Source organism: Christiangramia sediminicola, from assembly GCF_031344135.1.
Taxonomy (GTDB): Bacteria; Bacteroidota; Bacteroidia; order Flavobacteriales; family Flavobacteriaceae; genus Christiangramia; species Christiangramia sediminicola.
On sequence record NZ_JAVJIU010000001.1, the window covers coordinates 142333 to 157670 of the forward strand.

Sequence of the window (15338 nt, forward strand, 5' to 3'; positions counted from 1 at the left end):
TATTTTTGAGTATGAGCGAAAAACTAAATATTGCATTTATTCAGGCGAACCTGCACTGGGAAGATTCTGAAGCGAACAGGAAATTATTTTCTGAAGAGATTTCTAAAATTTCTGATGAAGTTGAATTGATCATCCTGCCGGAAATGTTCACTACAGGATTCAGTATGAATGCTGAAAAACTGGCCGAGCCTACTGAAGCTGAAACTTTGAACTGGATGAAAGAGACTGCTATGAAGAAGTCTGCTGCAGTGACTGGAAGTGTGATCATTACTGAGAATTCTAACTACTATAACAGGATGTTCTTCGTTTTTCCTGATGGTTCCTATAAGATATATGACAAGCGCCACACTTTTACCCTTGCAAAAGAAGATGAAACTTATACTGCAGGAACCGAGAGGCTTATCGTTGAATATAAAGGCTGGAAAATTTGCCCGTTAATTTGTTACGATCTCAGGTTTCCGGTTTGGGCAAGAAATACGGTAGACTATGATCTTTTGATCTATGTCGCGAACTGGCCGGAGAAAAGAGTGAATGCCTGGGATGCCTTATTAAAAGCGAGAGCTATTGAAAATATGACCTATTGCATCGGGGTAAACAGAACTGGCGAAGATGGTGATGGTTATATATACAATGGTCATTCTGCCGCCTACGGACCTTTAGGAGAAGAGCTCACAGAATTAAACAGGTCTGATGAGTTTATTGCTGAATTTAGTATTGAGAAGGAAGCATTAAATGAGGTTAGAAGTAAACTGAAATTTCTTCAGGATAGAGATAGTTTTACTCTAAACTAAAAGTTTCTACCTGATCCCAGTTACTTCTCACATTGATGGTATCCTGGTAATAAAGGATTCTTTCCGGCTGACGTTTTTTAAGGTAACTACCAGTGTCCCATTTCATATTAGAATTTGCATCGTAGATCACTCTAATTAAGAAATCTCCCGGATTCAGAAATTCAAAAGTGAAATTTCCGGAGTTTTCAGAATATTGCTCTGCCATAACTTCGCCTTTTGTATTGGTTAATTGAACAATGATGGGAAATGATCTTATATTCTGAATATTCAGAATGATTTTTCCGTAGTCTGATAAGGCTTTGGTTTGAACGCTTTTAACGATGGTATCATTTGTATCCTGAAAAAGATCTGTGATCGCACCTGGAAATGCTGAAACCTGGTAATTATTTTCTGGAAGTTTATTGAATTTTAGAAGTATCTCATTTTTCATAGGAAGGAACTCTGTGGTAAATGGGACTTCAGCAGAATCTTTATCTATAATTCTTATAAAATCATCTTTATGCTCAATAATTGGCGTGTTGGCAGTGAATTTAAATTCTTTATTTATTCCGCCAGATTCAGCATTAACCACTAAAGAATCCCTGTCCATAGTTCCTAATCTTGGAAGAACTAAGGTATCCCTGGTTTTGGCTGTTTTCACTTCAAATACAAGACTGTCCATTTCAGGCTTTGTATTATACCAGTAATATAAACTGTCTTTCACCGGATCCTTGATGATTCTATAATCATAGTCCAGGGGCTTATTAGAAAGCAGGTCTATGCTAAAACTGTCAAGATCTACCGTTCCTTCATAGCCGAACAAAATTTTATTCCCTTTTAAAAGGGAAGGTCGCTTTGGATTGAATTCCAGTTCTACTTTAAAAACGGTGATATTGTAAGTGCTATCTGTTGGAATGGTCACATTTTCTGCCACAAACCCGATCTTTTCAGTTTTAGGATTGTAGAGATAATTATCGTTCTTATCCATGATCCCAACCATTTTATAAGTACCCGCTTTCAGATTTTCTAAGGAAAAAGTAAAGGTACTGTCCTGCGAATAGGTCACATATCTTGGAGTTTGTTTATAAACAATCGAATCGCTGTAAGTTGAATCAATTTCATAAAGCATCACTGAAACTGGCTGAGAAGGAGCTTTCAGTTTTGCATCTTTAACTTTGCCACCAACCATTAATGAATCTATGTAATCTCCGGTAGAGAAAACGTATTTAAAATAGTTATAAGGATTAGACTCATTATTATCTACGATACTCTTCCCAAAATTGATAGCGTAGGTAGTGTTTTCAGCAAGGGTGTCGAAGATCTCGATCTTGATATCCTTTCGCGCTGTACCCAAAGGCATGATATTGGGTTTTGGATCCATTGGTGGAGAAACGATGATCTGTTGCTGAGGTTTATCCAGTTTGATGTATTCATCAAAATAGATCCTTATCTCATCCTTATCAAACTGGGTGGTATAATTTTCAGGATTCGCTCTTATAAACTTTGGTGGTTCTTCATCTATAGGTCCCCCTTCAGGCATTCCTTTTTTGGCACATTGCACCATTGTAAAAAGCAATATCAAAACGATTATAGATCCGGGTACCTTTTTTTTCATAGATGAAAACTGAATTCTTTTAGCAAAGAAACAATTATTTTGAATTACAACGCAAAGCTTAATCTGTAATTGCCATGGTGGCGATACTAATTTTAACGTCTGCTGCTTCCATTAACTTATGTGAGCAGGCTTCCAAAGTCGATCCGGTAGTTACCAGATCATCTACTATTAAAATGTGTTTTCCCGATATCTTATCTAAATTTTGAACGCTTAGAGTTTCTTCAAGTTTGCCCCAGCGAGATAACCTGTCTTTTAAAGTCTGCGTCTGAGTTGAACTTTGCTTGAGCAGAACATCATCTAGATATTCAGCATTTAATGATCTCGCTATTTCTTTGCCAAAATCTTCTACCTGATTGTAGCCACGTTGTTTTAAACGGCTTGGGTGGAGGGGAACAGTAATAACAACATCTATGATATTCTTCCATTCTGTTTCTGAAAGTTCTGCACCAAGCCATTTTCCTAGGTAACTGCCAATTTCACGGTAACCTCTATATTTTAGATCATGGATGAGGTGCTGTACGCCGGCTTTCTTCCGAAAATGTAGTAATGCCGTTGCTTTTTCTATCTTTATCCTGCCGTAAAATACTTTTTTAACAGGGTTCTCGTTATCAAGGTGATAACTGGTAACCGGTAGGTCGTGCAGGCAGGAAGTACAAATCAGCTCTTCATTTTTGAGCAATTCGGCCTCACAAATGTGACACACGCTTGGATAAAGAAGATTAACGAAATCGTGAAACATTTGTTAATGGCTTGTACCATACTTGGTTAAACATCTAAATTTACGAACTAAATTAAACTTATGATGACAGAAAAAAAGAATAATACCGCATTGAAGATTTTAACCGGTATTCTGGCTGTAGCCCTGGTTGCGCTTAGCATTTATACCATAAAATTTTATAATGAGGAAAAAGAAAATAAAGAGATCCTGCAAAAGGAAAAGTCGGTGATCGAAGATGAACTTAATGAGCTTATCGTAAAGTATGATGATGCTATTGAGGAAAATGAGATCATGGATCAGGACCTGGTAAACGCAAGAGATCGAATTTCTAAATTATTAGATTCAGTAAAGGATAATGAGGCAAATCTTGTTCTTATTTCAAGATATAGAAGAGAAATTGGTAATCTAAAGGCTGAAAAGGATCGTCTTTTCAGAGTAGTTGATAGTTTGAGTGCCCAGAATCAACAATTAACCACTTCTCTGGACAGCACAAGCGTTGCTTTACAGCAAAGAACTCAACTTTCAGATTCACTCCAAACCACGAACCAGAGTCTTTCTACGAAAGTAGATAAAGCTTCAAGGTTGAAGATCACCGGACTTAAAGGTGAGGGTGTAATCGTTAGAAATAGCGGGAAACTAGTTGAAAATGATAACAATCGTAGAGTAGACCAGATTAGAACTTGTTTTACCATTACTTCTAATGATCTTGCAGAAGCTGGAGAGAAAAACATGTATGTACAGGTTTATAATCCGGAAAACGAACTGGTTGGAGATGAAATGGTAGTGCAACACGATGGAGGAACTATGGTTTACAGTGCTTCTTCTAAGGTTTTCTATGAAAATGACGAGCTGGACGTGTGTATTCTTTCAAATACTATGGAAGACAAACTGCTGGAAGGCAATTACAAAGTATATGTTTATAATGATGCTATTCTTCTTGGAACAGGAAGTTTTAGCCTGAATTAATCTTAATTTATAATTTAAAGACCGTCCTGGATATTATTCAGGGCGGTTTTTTTATTTTTGCGCCATGGCAAAACAAGAAGATCTTTTTAAGAACGTAATATCCCATGCCAAGGAGTATGGATATATTTTCGCATCGAGTGAAATCTATGACGGTTTAAGCGCCGTTTATGATTATGGACAGAACGGTGCCGAATTAAAGAAGAATATCAAGGAATACTGGTGGAGAAGCATGACGCAGCTGCATCAAAACATCGTTGGGATAGATGCTTCTATCCTAATGCATCCTACAACTTGGAAAGCTTCAGGTCACGTAGATGCATTTAACGATCCGTTAATTGATAATAAAGATTCGAAAAAGCGTTACCGTGCAGATGTTCTTGTAGAAGATCATGCTGAAAAATTACTTCAGAAGGCAGAGAAAGAGATCACTAAAGCTAAAAAGCGTTTCGGTGAAGATTTCGATGAGAAAATGTACAGGGAGACAAATCCAAGAGTTAAGAGATATCTTGATGAAAGGAAAGAGATCCTTGAACGTTTGGCCAGATCTTTAACTAATGAAGATCTAGCTGATGTAAAATCCCTGATTGAGGAACTTGAGATAGCAGATCCTGAAACAGGTTCTAAGAATTGGACAGAGGTGAGACAATTCAACCTGATGTTTGGAACTAAATTAGGAGCTTCTGCCGATTCTGCCACGCAGCTATACCTTCGTCCTGAAACCGCTCAGGGTATTTTCGTGAACTTTTTAAATGTTCAGAAGACAGGTAGAATGAAAATTCCATTCGGAATTGCCCAGATAGGAAAAGCTTTTAGAAACGAGATCGTTGCCAGACAGTTCATTTTCAGAATGCGTGAATTTGAGCAAATGGAAATGCAATTCTTTGTGCGTCCAGGTGAAGAACTTGAATGGTATGAGAAGTGGAAGGAGGCTAGATTAAACTGGCATAGATCATTAGGTCTTGGAGAAGAGAATTACCGTTTCCATGATCATGAAAAACTGGCTCACTACGCAAATGCAGCAGCCGATATTGAATTCAACTTCCCATTCGGTTTTAAAGAATTGGAAGGAATTCATTCCAGAACAGATTTTGACTTGAAAGCTCATGAAGAACATTCAGGTAAAAAGTTGAGATTCTACGATCCAGAATTGAAGGAAAATTACGTTCCTTATGTGATTGAAACTTCTATCGGTTTAGATAGAATGTTCCTTTCTGTTCTTTCGGCTTCATTAAAAGAAGAAGATCTTGGTGACGGAAATACCAGAACTGTATTAAAACTTCCTGCGGTACTTGCGCCAACAAAGGCAGCAATACTTCCATTAATTAAGAAAGATGGTCTTCCGGAACTTGCCCAGAAGATCGTTGATGATCTAAAGTGGGATTTCAATGTTCAGTATGATGAAAAGGATGCAATTGGTAGAAGATACCGTCGTCAGGATGCAGCCGGAACACCACTTTGTATCACCGTAGATCATGATTCATTGGAAGATAATGCTGTAACGGTAAGATTCCGTGACAGCATGGAGCAGAAGAGATTGCCAATCGAAGAATTGGATACTTTAATTAGACAGGAAACAGATTTTAAAACCTGGATGAAAGGTTTTTCTGAATAGAATACATTTAAAAGAATTATTTAAGAAGGCAATTGATTTATTAATTGCCTTTTTTATTTCAATTAAATCGATAATGTCTATTTTTAAACAAATATTTCAGTAAGACCATTTTGATGATGAAAAAATTACTTCTACTATTTTCTCTTTGCTTTATTTTTCATCTAAACTCTTTCGGGCAAACCAATGAGAAAGTTGGTCCCGCCTTTGTAGATTCGGCCAGTGTAATGAAAACCGGGCCATTGTCTAAAGCGACTCTTAAGCGTTCTCACGAAAAAGCTAAATTATATAATCCCAGAAATCGCGGAATCAATAGGGTTGTTCCAGGAAAAGGACTTCCAAAAACCATAGATCCTGCTTTGCAAAGCAAAATGGGAGAAATACCTGTAAAATCTCCTATCCTGACCTTTGATGGTGCTGTGACCAGATCAACTCCTAGTGATCCAACCGGCGCGGTAGGAAGAAATCATTATGTAAACGCATATAATACTGAATTTGCCATCTGGGATAAAGATGGAAATGTGGTTCTGCCACCTGCTTCCCTTGAAAGTATAGGAGGAGCATTCAGCGGCGAAAATGACGGAGATCCAATCGTTTTTTATGATGAAGCCGCTGATAGATTTATCCTGATGCAATTTAGTGCTGAAAGAGGATCTGTAACGCCGCCAGCATTGCTCTTTGCGGTTTCTCAGGGATCTGATCCTGTGAATAACGGTTGGTTTACTTATAGATTCGATCTTGAATCCCTACCAGATTATCCAAAGATCTCCTTATGGAATGACGGTTACTACATAACCACCAATAAAGATGCACTGGAACCTCAGGGTAAAGAGATCGTTTATGTTCTGGAGAGAGACAGAATGTTGCAGGGTGCTAATAATGTTAGAATATTAGGATTTCCTCTTCCGGGAATTCAGAATAACGGATTTTACAGTCCGGCAGGATTTAGTGTCATGGGCGGTGATTTGCCACCTCCGGGAGACGCGCCAATCATTTATTTACAGGATGACGAATGGGCCGGTGTAAATCAAGATCATTTGAAATTGTGGCTAATTAACGTAGACTGGAATAATGTAGGATCTTCAACCATTGAAGAAAGCCAGGAGATCACTAATGGAGTTTCACCATTCACTGCGACCTTTGACGGTGGAGGATTTCAGAATTTGCCACAACCTGGAGATACTCCCGAGATAGACGCGCTGCAGGGTGCCATGATGTATATGACGCAGTATAGAAGATTCGGAACACATAATTCTGTAGTGATGAATTTTGTAGTAGATGTGGAGCCAACAGCCGCGAAACATGCAGGAATTAGATGGTATGAATTAAGACAAACCGCAGACGGTGCTCCATGGACTGTTTACCAGGAAGGAACTTATGCTCCAGATAATAGCGATCGTTTTAGTGGAAGTATTGGGATAGATCTTCGTGGAAATATCGCCATGGGGTATACGGTTGTAAACGACAACCCGGCAAATCCCGTATTTCCTTCGATAAGATATACCGGTAGATTTGTTAATGATGAACTAGGTATCATGACCATTCAGGAAGAATCTATAGTGGAAGGAGAAAGTCCGCAGCCAAGACCTGAAGGACGATATGGTGATTATGCACATCTTAGTATAGATCCTTTAGATGATCTTACCTTCTGGCATAATGCTGAATATTTCGTGGGTGTAGAACGAGTGAATAAAGTTGGAGTTTTCAGAATTGCAGCCAACGAACCTAACGATCTTGGTGTTGTTTCATTAGTTAGTCCGCAGAATGCTACCCTTACTGCTTCAGAAGCAATAACAGTTAAGATCAGGAATTACGGAACCAATCCACAATCAAATTTTGAAATAAGTTATAGCATAAATGGCGGGCCAGAAGTGACCGAAATTTTCGAAGCGACTCTTCCTGCAGAAAGTTCAGTAGAATATACATTTGATACACCGGCAGATCTTTCTGAAATAGGCGAAACCTATACTATTAGTATTTCTACAAACCTTGAAAATGATTCCAATACTAATAACGACACTTTTGAAACGGAAGTAAAAAACTTGCCTCCAAATGATGTTGGGATCACTTCTATAGATTCGCCTTCTACAGGTGAAAATCTTACAGGTTCTGAAGAGATTACCGTAACGGTTTCTAACCTTGGTGGAGAACCGCAGCAGGATATTCCGTTGAGCTACCAGATTGGAAATAACGGGCCGGTTTTTGAGACTTTCCCTGGAACTTTAGAGGTTGGTGAAGATGCCGTTTATACTTTCAACGAAACGGCTAATCTTTCAGCTTCTGGGAGCTACAGAATCACGGCCAGAACATTGTTGGAAGATGATTTTGATCCAACGAATGATGCTGAAACGGTTTCAGTCTCTAATCTTGATTGTATTCCTGAAGGTTCAGATTGCTCACAGGGCGATGGCATCTTTTATTTTGAACTGGGAGACATACAGAATGAAAGAATACCCTGTACAACAGGTTATATAGATTTTAGTGTGAATTCTACAGATCTTGACAGGTCTCAGCAGAACTTTACAGTAACTGTTGAAACCGGTTTTGCTGAAGGTCAGCGTGAAAGATTTTCCATGTGGATAGATTTTAATGATAATGCTGTTTTTGAGGATGACGAGCGTTTGATCACTTCAGAAGTAATTCCTGAAGTTAACCAGCCATTTTCATATGATTTTTCAATTCCCAGAGATACAGATCTTGGTCAGCATTTGTTGCGTGTAAGAGCTGGAGATACCGATTTTTCAGGGGATCTGAATGATCCTTGTTCAGTGATGGCCTATGGGACAACCCATGATTATTCAGTAAACATTATTGATAGCACACTGGATCTTGAAGATTTTATCCTGAATGAAGCAGAACTGGTTGTAATTTCTGAAGGTGATGGCCAGTATCGCGCCGTTCTGGAAACTGACTTTGATGAACCATTGAGGATTACCGTTCACAATGTACTTGGTCAAAAACTTATCGAGAACCAGGTAAGAAATGATGGGGATGCTTATATATATGATATGGATATGTCTTATGCCGCAAGGGGAGTTTATCTCGTTCGTTTTGGAACCAGGAAAGTTGGAAAAGTTACCCGATTTATAGTTAAATAAATTTTTAAAGCCCAAAAGTTCATCTGTTCTTGTATTTGTTTCAGATAGCCTTATTTTTGGGAAAATTCAATATTCATGACGATTATTTCCTATAACGTGAACGGTATTCGTGCCGCTATACGCAAAGGTTTATTAGACTGGCTTCAACAGTCAAATCCAGACATAGTTTGTATACAGGAGATCAAAGCTCAGCCTGAACAATTAGATCTTTCAGATTTCGAAAAAGCGGGATATCCTTATCATTACTGGTATCCGGCAACGAAGAAAGGTTACAGCGGAGTCGCGATCCTAAGTAAGGTAGAGCCAAAGAATGTAGCTTATGGAACAGGTATCGAATACATGGATTTCGAAGGTAGGTGCATTCGTGCCGATTTTGAAGATTTTTCGGTAATGAGCCTTTATCTTCCTTCGGGTACTAATATTAACCGACTGGAGCATAAGTTCAAATTTATGGATGACTTCCAGCGATATATCGATAATTTAAAATTAGAGATTCCAAACCTGATAATTTCCGGAGATTATAATATCTGTCATGAAGCTATAGACATACATGACCCGGTAAGATTGAAAAATGTTTCAGGATTTCTTCCTGAAGAAAGAGAATGGATCGATGGATTTATGAAAAACGGATTTATTGATTCTTTCAGACACTTTAATGATGAACCAGATAATTATTCATGGTGGAGTTATAGAGCCAATGCAAGAAATAATAATAAAGGCTGGCGTATTGATTACAATCTAGTGTCAGAACCTTTAAAAAGCAGGTTAAAACGCGCTGTAATTCTTCCGGAAGCATACCACAGCGATCATTGTCCCGTTTTAGTAGAAATAGAATAATATTATGAGAGTTAGACTTACCTCGGTTTTAGCATTATTGTTAGTAATGAGTTCTTGTGTTTCTTCAAAGAAATATGGGGAACTTGAAAGTAAGAATGCTGAATTACAAAGAAACAATCGAAATATAAACAACGAACTGGAAAGCTTCAGATCTTCTAACGATAAAATGAACAAGGAGCTGGTAGGTTTGAGGGCCGAATATGAATCTCTTAGCGAAGAGCGTAATAATTTGATGGAGAAACTAACCGCTCTTCAAAAGAATTATGAGAGCCTTGAAAGTTCTTATGATGCATTAGAACAAAATAGTTCTGCCGCTATCGCTGAGAATTCCAGGCAGAATAGAGAATTATTAGCTCAGCTTGATGAAAAGGAGGCAGCCTTGATTCAGGAAAAAAACAGGCTGGAAAAACTTGAAAAAGATCTGGCACTTCGTTCACAAAGGGTGAATGAACTGGAAAGTGTGATCGCTGCGAAAGATGCGAAAATGGATGCGCTTAAAAATGCTGTTTCCAATGCCCTTACCAATTTCGAAGGAAAAGGTCTTACGGTAGAGCAAAGAGATGGGAAGGTCTACGTTTCCATGGAAAATAAATTGCTTTTTGAATCTGGTAGCTGGGCGGTGAATTCTGAAGGTAGAAAGGCTGTAAAACAACTTGGGTCTGTTCTTGCTCAAAATCCTGATATCGCTGTTCTTATTGAAGGACATACTGATAACGTTCCTTACGGTGGAAGCGGTCAATTAAAAGACAACTGGGATCTTTCTACCAAACGAGCGACATCTATAGTACAGATACTTCGTGAAAATTCAGAAATAGATCCGCAGAGTCTTACTGCAGCTGGAAGAGGAGAATTTGCGCCTGTAGCAACGAATGATACTGAAACAGGAAAAGCAAAAAACAGAAGAATTGAAGTGATTTTAACACCAAAACTCGATGAGATCACTCGCGTTTTAAACGAAATTGATTAACAAAATGAAGTATACCACACTTCCAAATACCGACATAAAAGTAAGTAAGATCTGCCTTGGATCAATGACCTGGGGACAGCAGAATACCGAGGCTGAAGGTCATGAACAGATAGATTACGCCTTAGACCAGGGAGTTAATTTTATTGATACTGCAGAAATGTATTCCATTCCGGCTAAACCGGAAACCCAGGGGAGTACAGAAAAAGTCATCGGTAGCTGGCTAAAGAAAACCGGAAGGAGAGAGGATGTGGTGATTGCTTCCAAAGTGGCGGGACCCGGAGATATGGTTTCCCATATACGTGAAGATCTTGGATTTCATAGGTCGGCGATGGAAGATGCAATTGACAAAAGTTTAAAAAGATTACAGACAGATTATATTGATCTTTACCAATTACACTGGCCGGAGAGAAGTACAAATTTCTTCGGAAAGCGCGGTTATAACCATGATGTCGATGAAGAGTGGCAGGATAATTTTAGAGAGATCCTGGAAAACTTTAAATATTTCATAGATAAAGGAAAGATCAGGCATGTGGGCCTTTCAAATGAAACACCATTCGGATTGATGCGTTTTCTGGAAGAAAGCAAAAATGATCTTCCAAGAGTTGTTACGGTCCAGAATCCGTATAATCTTTTAAACAGGAAAGATGAGATTGGCCTTACTGAAATCTATCATCGTGAAAATGTTGGGCTATTTCCTTATTCTCCCTTAGGAATGGGAACTTTAAGCGGAAAGCATTTAGATGGAATTCAGGAAAATACCAGGCTAAGTCTGTTTCCGCAGTATAAAAGATATTCTAATGAGCAGGCCGTGAAGGCAACCAGGAAGTATAAGCAGTTAGCAGATAAATTCGATCTGAGTCTAACTCACCTGGCGCTGGCTTTTGTAAATCAGCAGCCATTTGTAACCAGCAATATCATTGGTGCTACCAGCATGGATCAGTTAAAGGAGAATATTAGCAGTATAGATGTGGTATTGTCAGATGAGATTCTGGAAGAAATTGATGAGATTCATAATCGTATACCAAATCCGGCGCCTTAGTTTAGCATTTCCACAAGACTTTCGTGGATGAACATAGATCTATCAAGGCTATCCCGAACATGGAACCAGTCAGCAGTTTTTCCCTGAACCATCAATAGTTCGCCAAAAGTTCCTTTTTTGATAATGGAAGAATTGTTCGATGCAGGTTTGTTTCTGAAATTGGCAGTTTTTGAATTCACTTTCAATCTAGAAGAAATTTCCATTTCAGAAGTTTCGGAGGCTTCAGGTTCTTCAGTTAGGTAAACAAATCCAAGAGGATCTATAGCGCCTTCATTTCTGCGGTAAATCCCGAAATGCAGATGTGGCGGAGTTGTTTTTGCATTACCCGTATTTCCAACGAAACCTAAAGTATCACCAGGTTTAACCGTTCTAAGTCCCGGAACAATGCTGTCCAGGTGAGCATAATACAAGGATTGTTTTCTTTTACCATCTCTAAGCCATACCTGTTTTCCACCCAAACCTTTCTCACCGGTAAAACCAATTCGTCCAGAAGTTGGAGCAATAACCGGAGTGCCTCTATCAGCGAAAATATCGATTCCCTGATGGTTTCTTTTTCCGCCGTCACGCATATCTCCCCAATAACTTCCAATATCGGCGTTAGCTCCATTAAGCACAGGAAATAAGTATGTGGGTGATTTTTTAATTCGTATCTGAAAGTCAGTATTCGCTTCGATCTCCGGTTGAATAACGATCTTATAAAGACCTTTTTTCCTTACTTCGAACCTTAAAGTTTTTTCTTTGGTTTCACCAGATTTCATTTTTTCAAAGGCCGCTGTCTCTGAATCATTTTTTCTATAAAGTTCAGAAAATATAAGGGTTGAAGAAGTATCGGTGTCAATTTCAGCTTCAATGACTTCTCCCGGAATGAGATAGGTAGAATAAGAGTAAACTGCGAAATTTCTAGGTTTTAATTCCCCGGTTTCCAAATAGGGTAATTCGATCTCCAGGCTATCATCAAGGGCTTTTGAAATTCTCCCTTCCCAGATCTCATATAATTCATCAGAGATATTTCTATCTTTTTTGTACTGCTCTTTTTCAGAAAGTCCGGTAATTAATTTTTCAGCCTTTTCCAGTTGAGAACAGGAAAAAAGGCTGAATAGGAATATAATAGATAGAATTTTTACCAAACGCATATTTCACTCGAATTGAGTCAAATATAATCAGTAATTATGCCATTTCTAACCAAAAAGATGGCTAACTACATCTTCGATTTTGGCCACTTTGATTATTCTTATCTTAAAATCTCCTTTCGGAATCTTACTCTGCTTAGAAACCATTACCGATGCAAAACCTAACTTTTCGGCTTCTATTATGCGTTGCTCGATTCTTGTAACGGGGCGTATTTCTCCGGCAAGGCCAACTTCAGCGGCGAAACAGGTGTCTTTTTCCAGAGAAATATCTTCATTTGATGAAAGAATGGCCGCGACAACCGCAAGATCTATAGCAGGGTCGTCCACGCTGATCCCACCAGTTACGTTTAGAAAAACATCTTTTGCCCCAAGTCTGAAACCGGCTCTTTTTTCAAGAACAGCCAGAAGCATATTCAGTCTTTTAGAATTATATCCGGTGGTAGATCGCTGAGGTGTGCCATAAACTGCAGAACTCACTAACGCCTGAATTTCTATCATCAAAGGTCTCATGCCTTCAAGCGTAGATGCGATTGCGGTACCGCTGAGGTCCTCATCATTCTTTGAAATTAAAATTTCTGAAGGATTGATCACTTCTCGCAAGCCGCTTCCCTGCATCTCATAGATGCCAAGTTCATGAGTAGAACCGAACCTGTTTTTATGAGATCTTAAAATCCTGTATACGTGATTGCGGTCGCCTTCAAACTGCAATACCGTATCAACCATATGCTCCAGTACTTTTGGCCCTGCAATACTACCTTCTTTGGTGATGTGGCCTATCAAGATGACCGGTGTGTTACTTTCCTTAGCAAATTTAATAAGCTCTGCAGTGCATTCCCTTATTTGCGATATGCTGCCGGGAGAACTTTCAATATAGTCGCTGTGAAGCGTTTGAATGGAATCTATGATCACCACTTCCGGTTCTATTTCTTCTACCTGCCTGAAAATACTTTGAGTTTTAGTCTCAGTCAGGATAAAACAATTCGCGGGATTTGGATTGATACGCTCTGCACGCATCTTGATCTGTTGTTGACTTTCCTCACCTGAAACATAGAGTACTTTATATTTTAATCCGAGAGAAATTTGTAAAAGCAATGTACTTTTTCCAATTCCAGGTTCTCCGCCAAGAAGTGTTAGCGAGCCAGGAACAAGACCTCCTCCAAGAACACGGTCTAATTCATTATTCCCGGTATTCATTCGGTTTTGAGGAGTGCTTTCTATATCGGTTATAAGAAGAGGTTTAGAAGCTTTTTTCGCTTCTTTTTTTGCAGAGGTTTTCCAGTCTTTAGGATCTGGTTTCTGAACAACTTCTTCTACAATGGTATTCCAATCACCACAGGAATTACATTTTCCCTGCCATTTGGAATACTGTGCACCACATTTCTGACAGTAATAAGCGGTCTTGACCTTCGCCATTTAATCGAACTATTTTATGCTAATAACCGAAATCTTTTTTAATCGCATCGGCTTTTTCCAGCATAAAATCTGTGTTGATAAAGGCAATTTTCTCTTGACCGTAGGCATTCTGATATATTCTCATCGCCTTCTTAGGGTTGCCGGTTTCTTCTTCGTAACGTGCTTCAAAGAAAGTTCCCAACATAGTTCCTGGATAATGGTCAAAGGCCATCTTGTAAAGAGCCTTGTATTCTTCCCAGTTCTGAGTTTTTTCAATAGCATTATAAACTGCCATAAAATCGTTCAGGCTAATCTTCCTTTTAAGTCCGTATAATTCTTCAATAGAAGTGTATTTATCGGCTAAATATTGAGAAGGAGATACTGAAGTTTGTAGTAAGATCTCATTATAATCTTTCGTGGATATTGGGCGATATATTTCGAACATACTTGAAATAGCCGAAGGAATCGCTTTTCCTACCAGCGAATAATGCGTTTCATTTTCAAAATCCTGAAATTTATAAGAAACCATCTTGTTGTCTAAGTTCTTCAGCTGATTGTCAAAGCTCATAATGTTCTTTTTCAGGCTTGGAATGTCATCGCTTCCGGTCGCCATATAGAACCATTTTTTACTTTCTGAAGTGCTCAAGGCATTCGTAACACGGTTTGCCATTTCCGGAGCAAGATCAGGGCTCAAATTTATATATCCCTGAAAGATAGGAGACTGTTTAAGCAGGTAATAATTGATGAAATTAGAGGTGAAATCATGACCAACAATAATTCTGAAATTAGCTGTTCTGTATTTCTGATCTAATTGGGAAAGCAGCTCCATTCCTATAAATTCAAAGAATTTAGCTCCTTTTTCTGCTGGAAGAAAATTGTTCTCGCTATAAGCGGTATCATCTATTCTAATGCCATCCTGATTTACTCCAACAACGATCATTTCCGGAACATCTTCCCAATAGGAATAAAAATCAATCATTCCTGCAACGGGCTCGAATAAATAATCTCCATCAAGCACCACTACAACAGGGTAGCGTTTCTCTTTATTTTCTTCGTAATTCCTTGGTAATTGGATCTTTATCTGTCTGGTTTCTCCCAGTTTTTGGGAAGACAGACTCTCGTATTTGATCTGCGAATTGCTCACTATTGGCAATGAAATTGCCAATAGCAATAGTAATAATTTTTTCATAGGTCTAG

12 protein-coding genes are annotated in these 15338 nt (G+C 38.7%); 7 read left to right on the top strand and 5 right to left on the bottom strand.

Annotated features, from left to right (window positions below):
- Positions 1-11 precede the first annotated feature (11 nt).
- Positions 12-791, top strand: coding sequence for an amidohydrolase (locus RE431_RS00640; protein ID WP_309560028.1), 780 nt, complete (start codon positions 12-14; stop codon positions 789-791).
- Here the strand turns inward: RE431_RS00640 and RE431_RS00645 are convergent.
- A complete protein-coding gene (locus tag RE431_RS00645; RefSeq protein ID WP_309560029.1) occupies positions 778-2385 on the bottom strand; it encodes an Ig-like domain-containing domain in 1608 nt (535 codons plus the stop codon). The two genes, RE431_RS00640 and RE431_RS00645, sit on opposite strands and share 14 nt — an antisense overlap.
- A gap of 58 nt (positions 2386-2443) precedes the next feature.
- Entirely contained in the window at positions 2444-3124 is a 681-nt protein-coding gene (locus tag RE431_RS00650; RefSeq protein WP_309560030.1) for a ComF family protein, read from the bottom strand.
- Positions 3125-3184: 60 nt separating this feature from the next.
- Between RE431_RS00650 and RE431_RS00655 the strand changes: the two genes are divergently transcribed.
- From RE431_RS00655 to RE431_RS00680, 6 genes are all read left to right on the top strand, one after another.
- On the top strand, positions 3185-4069 hold the full coding sequence (locus tag RE431_RS00655) for a hypothetical protein (RefSeq protein WP_309560031.1): 885 nt from the start codon (positions 3185-3187) through the stop codon (positions 4067-4069).
- 64 nt (positions 4070-4133) lie between these two features.
- Positions 4134-5681: a glycine--tRNA ligase gene (locus RE431_RS00660; RefSeq protein ID WP_309560032.1), complete on the top strand. Its 1548-nt coding sequence runs from the start codon at positions 4134-4136 to the stop codon at positions 5679-5681.
- A 113-nt stretch (positions 5682-5794) separates the two neighbouring features.
- A complete protein-coding gene (locus RE431_RS00665) occupies positions 5795-8776 on the top strand; it encodes a GEVED domain-containing protein (RefSeq protein WP_309560033.1) in 2982 nt (993 codons plus the stop codon).
- 75 nt (positions 8777-8851) lie between these two features.
- A complete protein-coding gene (locus tag RE431_RS00670) occupies positions 8852-9613 on the top strand; it encodes an exodeoxyribonuclease III (protein WP_309560034.1) in 762 nt (253 codons plus the stop codon).
- A gap of 4 nt (positions 9614-9617) precedes the next feature.
- The gene (locus RE431_RS00675) at positions 9618-10580 is read left to right on the top strand and encodes an OmpA family protein (RefSeq protein ID WP_309560035.1); all 963 of its coding nucleotides are present in this window, start codon (positions 9618-9620) and stop codon (positions 10578-10580) included.
- A gap of 4 nt (positions 10581-10584) precedes the next feature.
- A complete protein-coding gene (locus RE431_RS00680; protein WP_309560036.1) occupies positions 10585-11619 on the top strand; it encodes an aldo/keto reductase in 1035 nt (344 codons plus the stop codon).
- Here RE431_RS00680 and RE431_RS00685 read toward each other — a convergent pair.
- Genes RE431_RS00685 through RE431_RS00695 form a run of 3 tightly spaced genes read right to left on the bottom strand, consistent with a single transcriptional unit; the run spans position 11616 to position 15330 of the window.
- Positions 11616-12752 (bottom strand): M23 family metallopeptidase, encoded by a 1137-nt coding sequence (locus tag RE431_RS00685; protein WP_309560037.1) that lies wholly within the window; start codon positions 12750-12752, stop codon positions 11616-11618. The genes RE431_RS00680 and RE431_RS00685 overlap by 4 nt on opposite strands.
- 45 nt (positions 12753-12797) lie before the next feature.
- Positions 12798-14162 carry a DNA repair protein RadA gene (gene radA, locus RE431_RS00690; RefSeq protein WP_309560038.1) on the bottom strand — a complete coding sequence of 455 codons (1365 nt, stop codon included), beginning with the start codon at positions 14160-14162 and terminating at the stop codon, positions 12798-12800.
- A gap of 19 nt (positions 14163-14181) precedes the next feature.
- Complete coding sequence (locus RE431_RS00695; protein ID WP_309560039.1) at positions 14182-15330, bottom strand: alpha/beta hydrolase; 1149 nt, start codon at positions 15328-15330, stop codon at positions 14182-14184.
- Positions 15331-15338 lie beyond the last annotated feature (8 nt).

Excerpts from the sequence above, each read along its gene's own strand:
- radA (WP_309560038.1), bottom strand. The coding sequence starts at position 14,162 with ATGGCGAAGGTCAAGACCGCTTATTACTGTCAGAAATGTGGTGCACAG.
- RE431_RS00675 (WP_309560035.1), top strand. The coding sequence starts at position 9,618 with ATGAGAGTTAGACTTACCTCGGTTTTAGCATTATTGTTAGTAATGAGT.
- RE431_RS00655 (WP_309560031.1), top strand. The coding sequence starts at position 3,185 with ATGATGACAGAAAAAAAGAATAATACCGCATTGAAGATTTTAACCGGT.
- RE431_RS00660 (WP_309560032.1), top strand. The coding sequence starts at position 4,134 with ATGGCAAAACAAGAAGATCTTTTTAAGAACGTAATATCCCATGCCAAG.
- RE431_RS00680 (WP_309560036.1), top strand. The coding sequence starts at position 10,585 with ATGAAGTATACCACACTTCCAAATACCGACATAAAAGTAAGTAAGATC.
- RE431_RS00640 (WP_309560028.1), top strand. The coding sequence starts at position 12 with ATGAGCGAAAAACTAAATATTGCATTTATTCAGGCGAACCTGCACTGG.
- RE431_RS00685 (WP_309560037.1), bottom strand. The coding sequence starts at position 12,752 with ATGCGTTTGGTAAAAATTCTATCTATTATATTCCTATTCAGCCTTTTT.
- RE431_RS00650 (WP_309560030.1), bottom strand. The coding sequence starts at position 3,124 with ATGTTTCACGATTTCGTTAATCTTCTTTATCCAAGCGTGTGTCACATT.
- RE431_RS00670 (WP_309560034.1), top strand. The coding sequence starts at position 8,852 with ATGACGATTATTTCCTATAACGTGAACGGTATTCGTGCCGCTATACGC.
- RE431_RS00695 (WP_309560039.1), bottom strand. The coding sequence starts at position 15,330 with ATGAAAAAATTATTACTATTGCTATTGGCAATTTCATTGCCAATAGTG.
- RE431_RS00665 (WP_309560033.1), top strand. The coding sequence starts at position 5,795 with ATGATGAAAAAATTACTTCTACTATTTTCTCTTTGCTTTATTTTTCAT.
- RE431_RS00645 (WP_309560029.1), bottom strand. The coding sequence starts at position 2,385 with ATGAAAAAAAAGGTACCCGGATCTATAATCGTTTTGATATTGCTTTTT.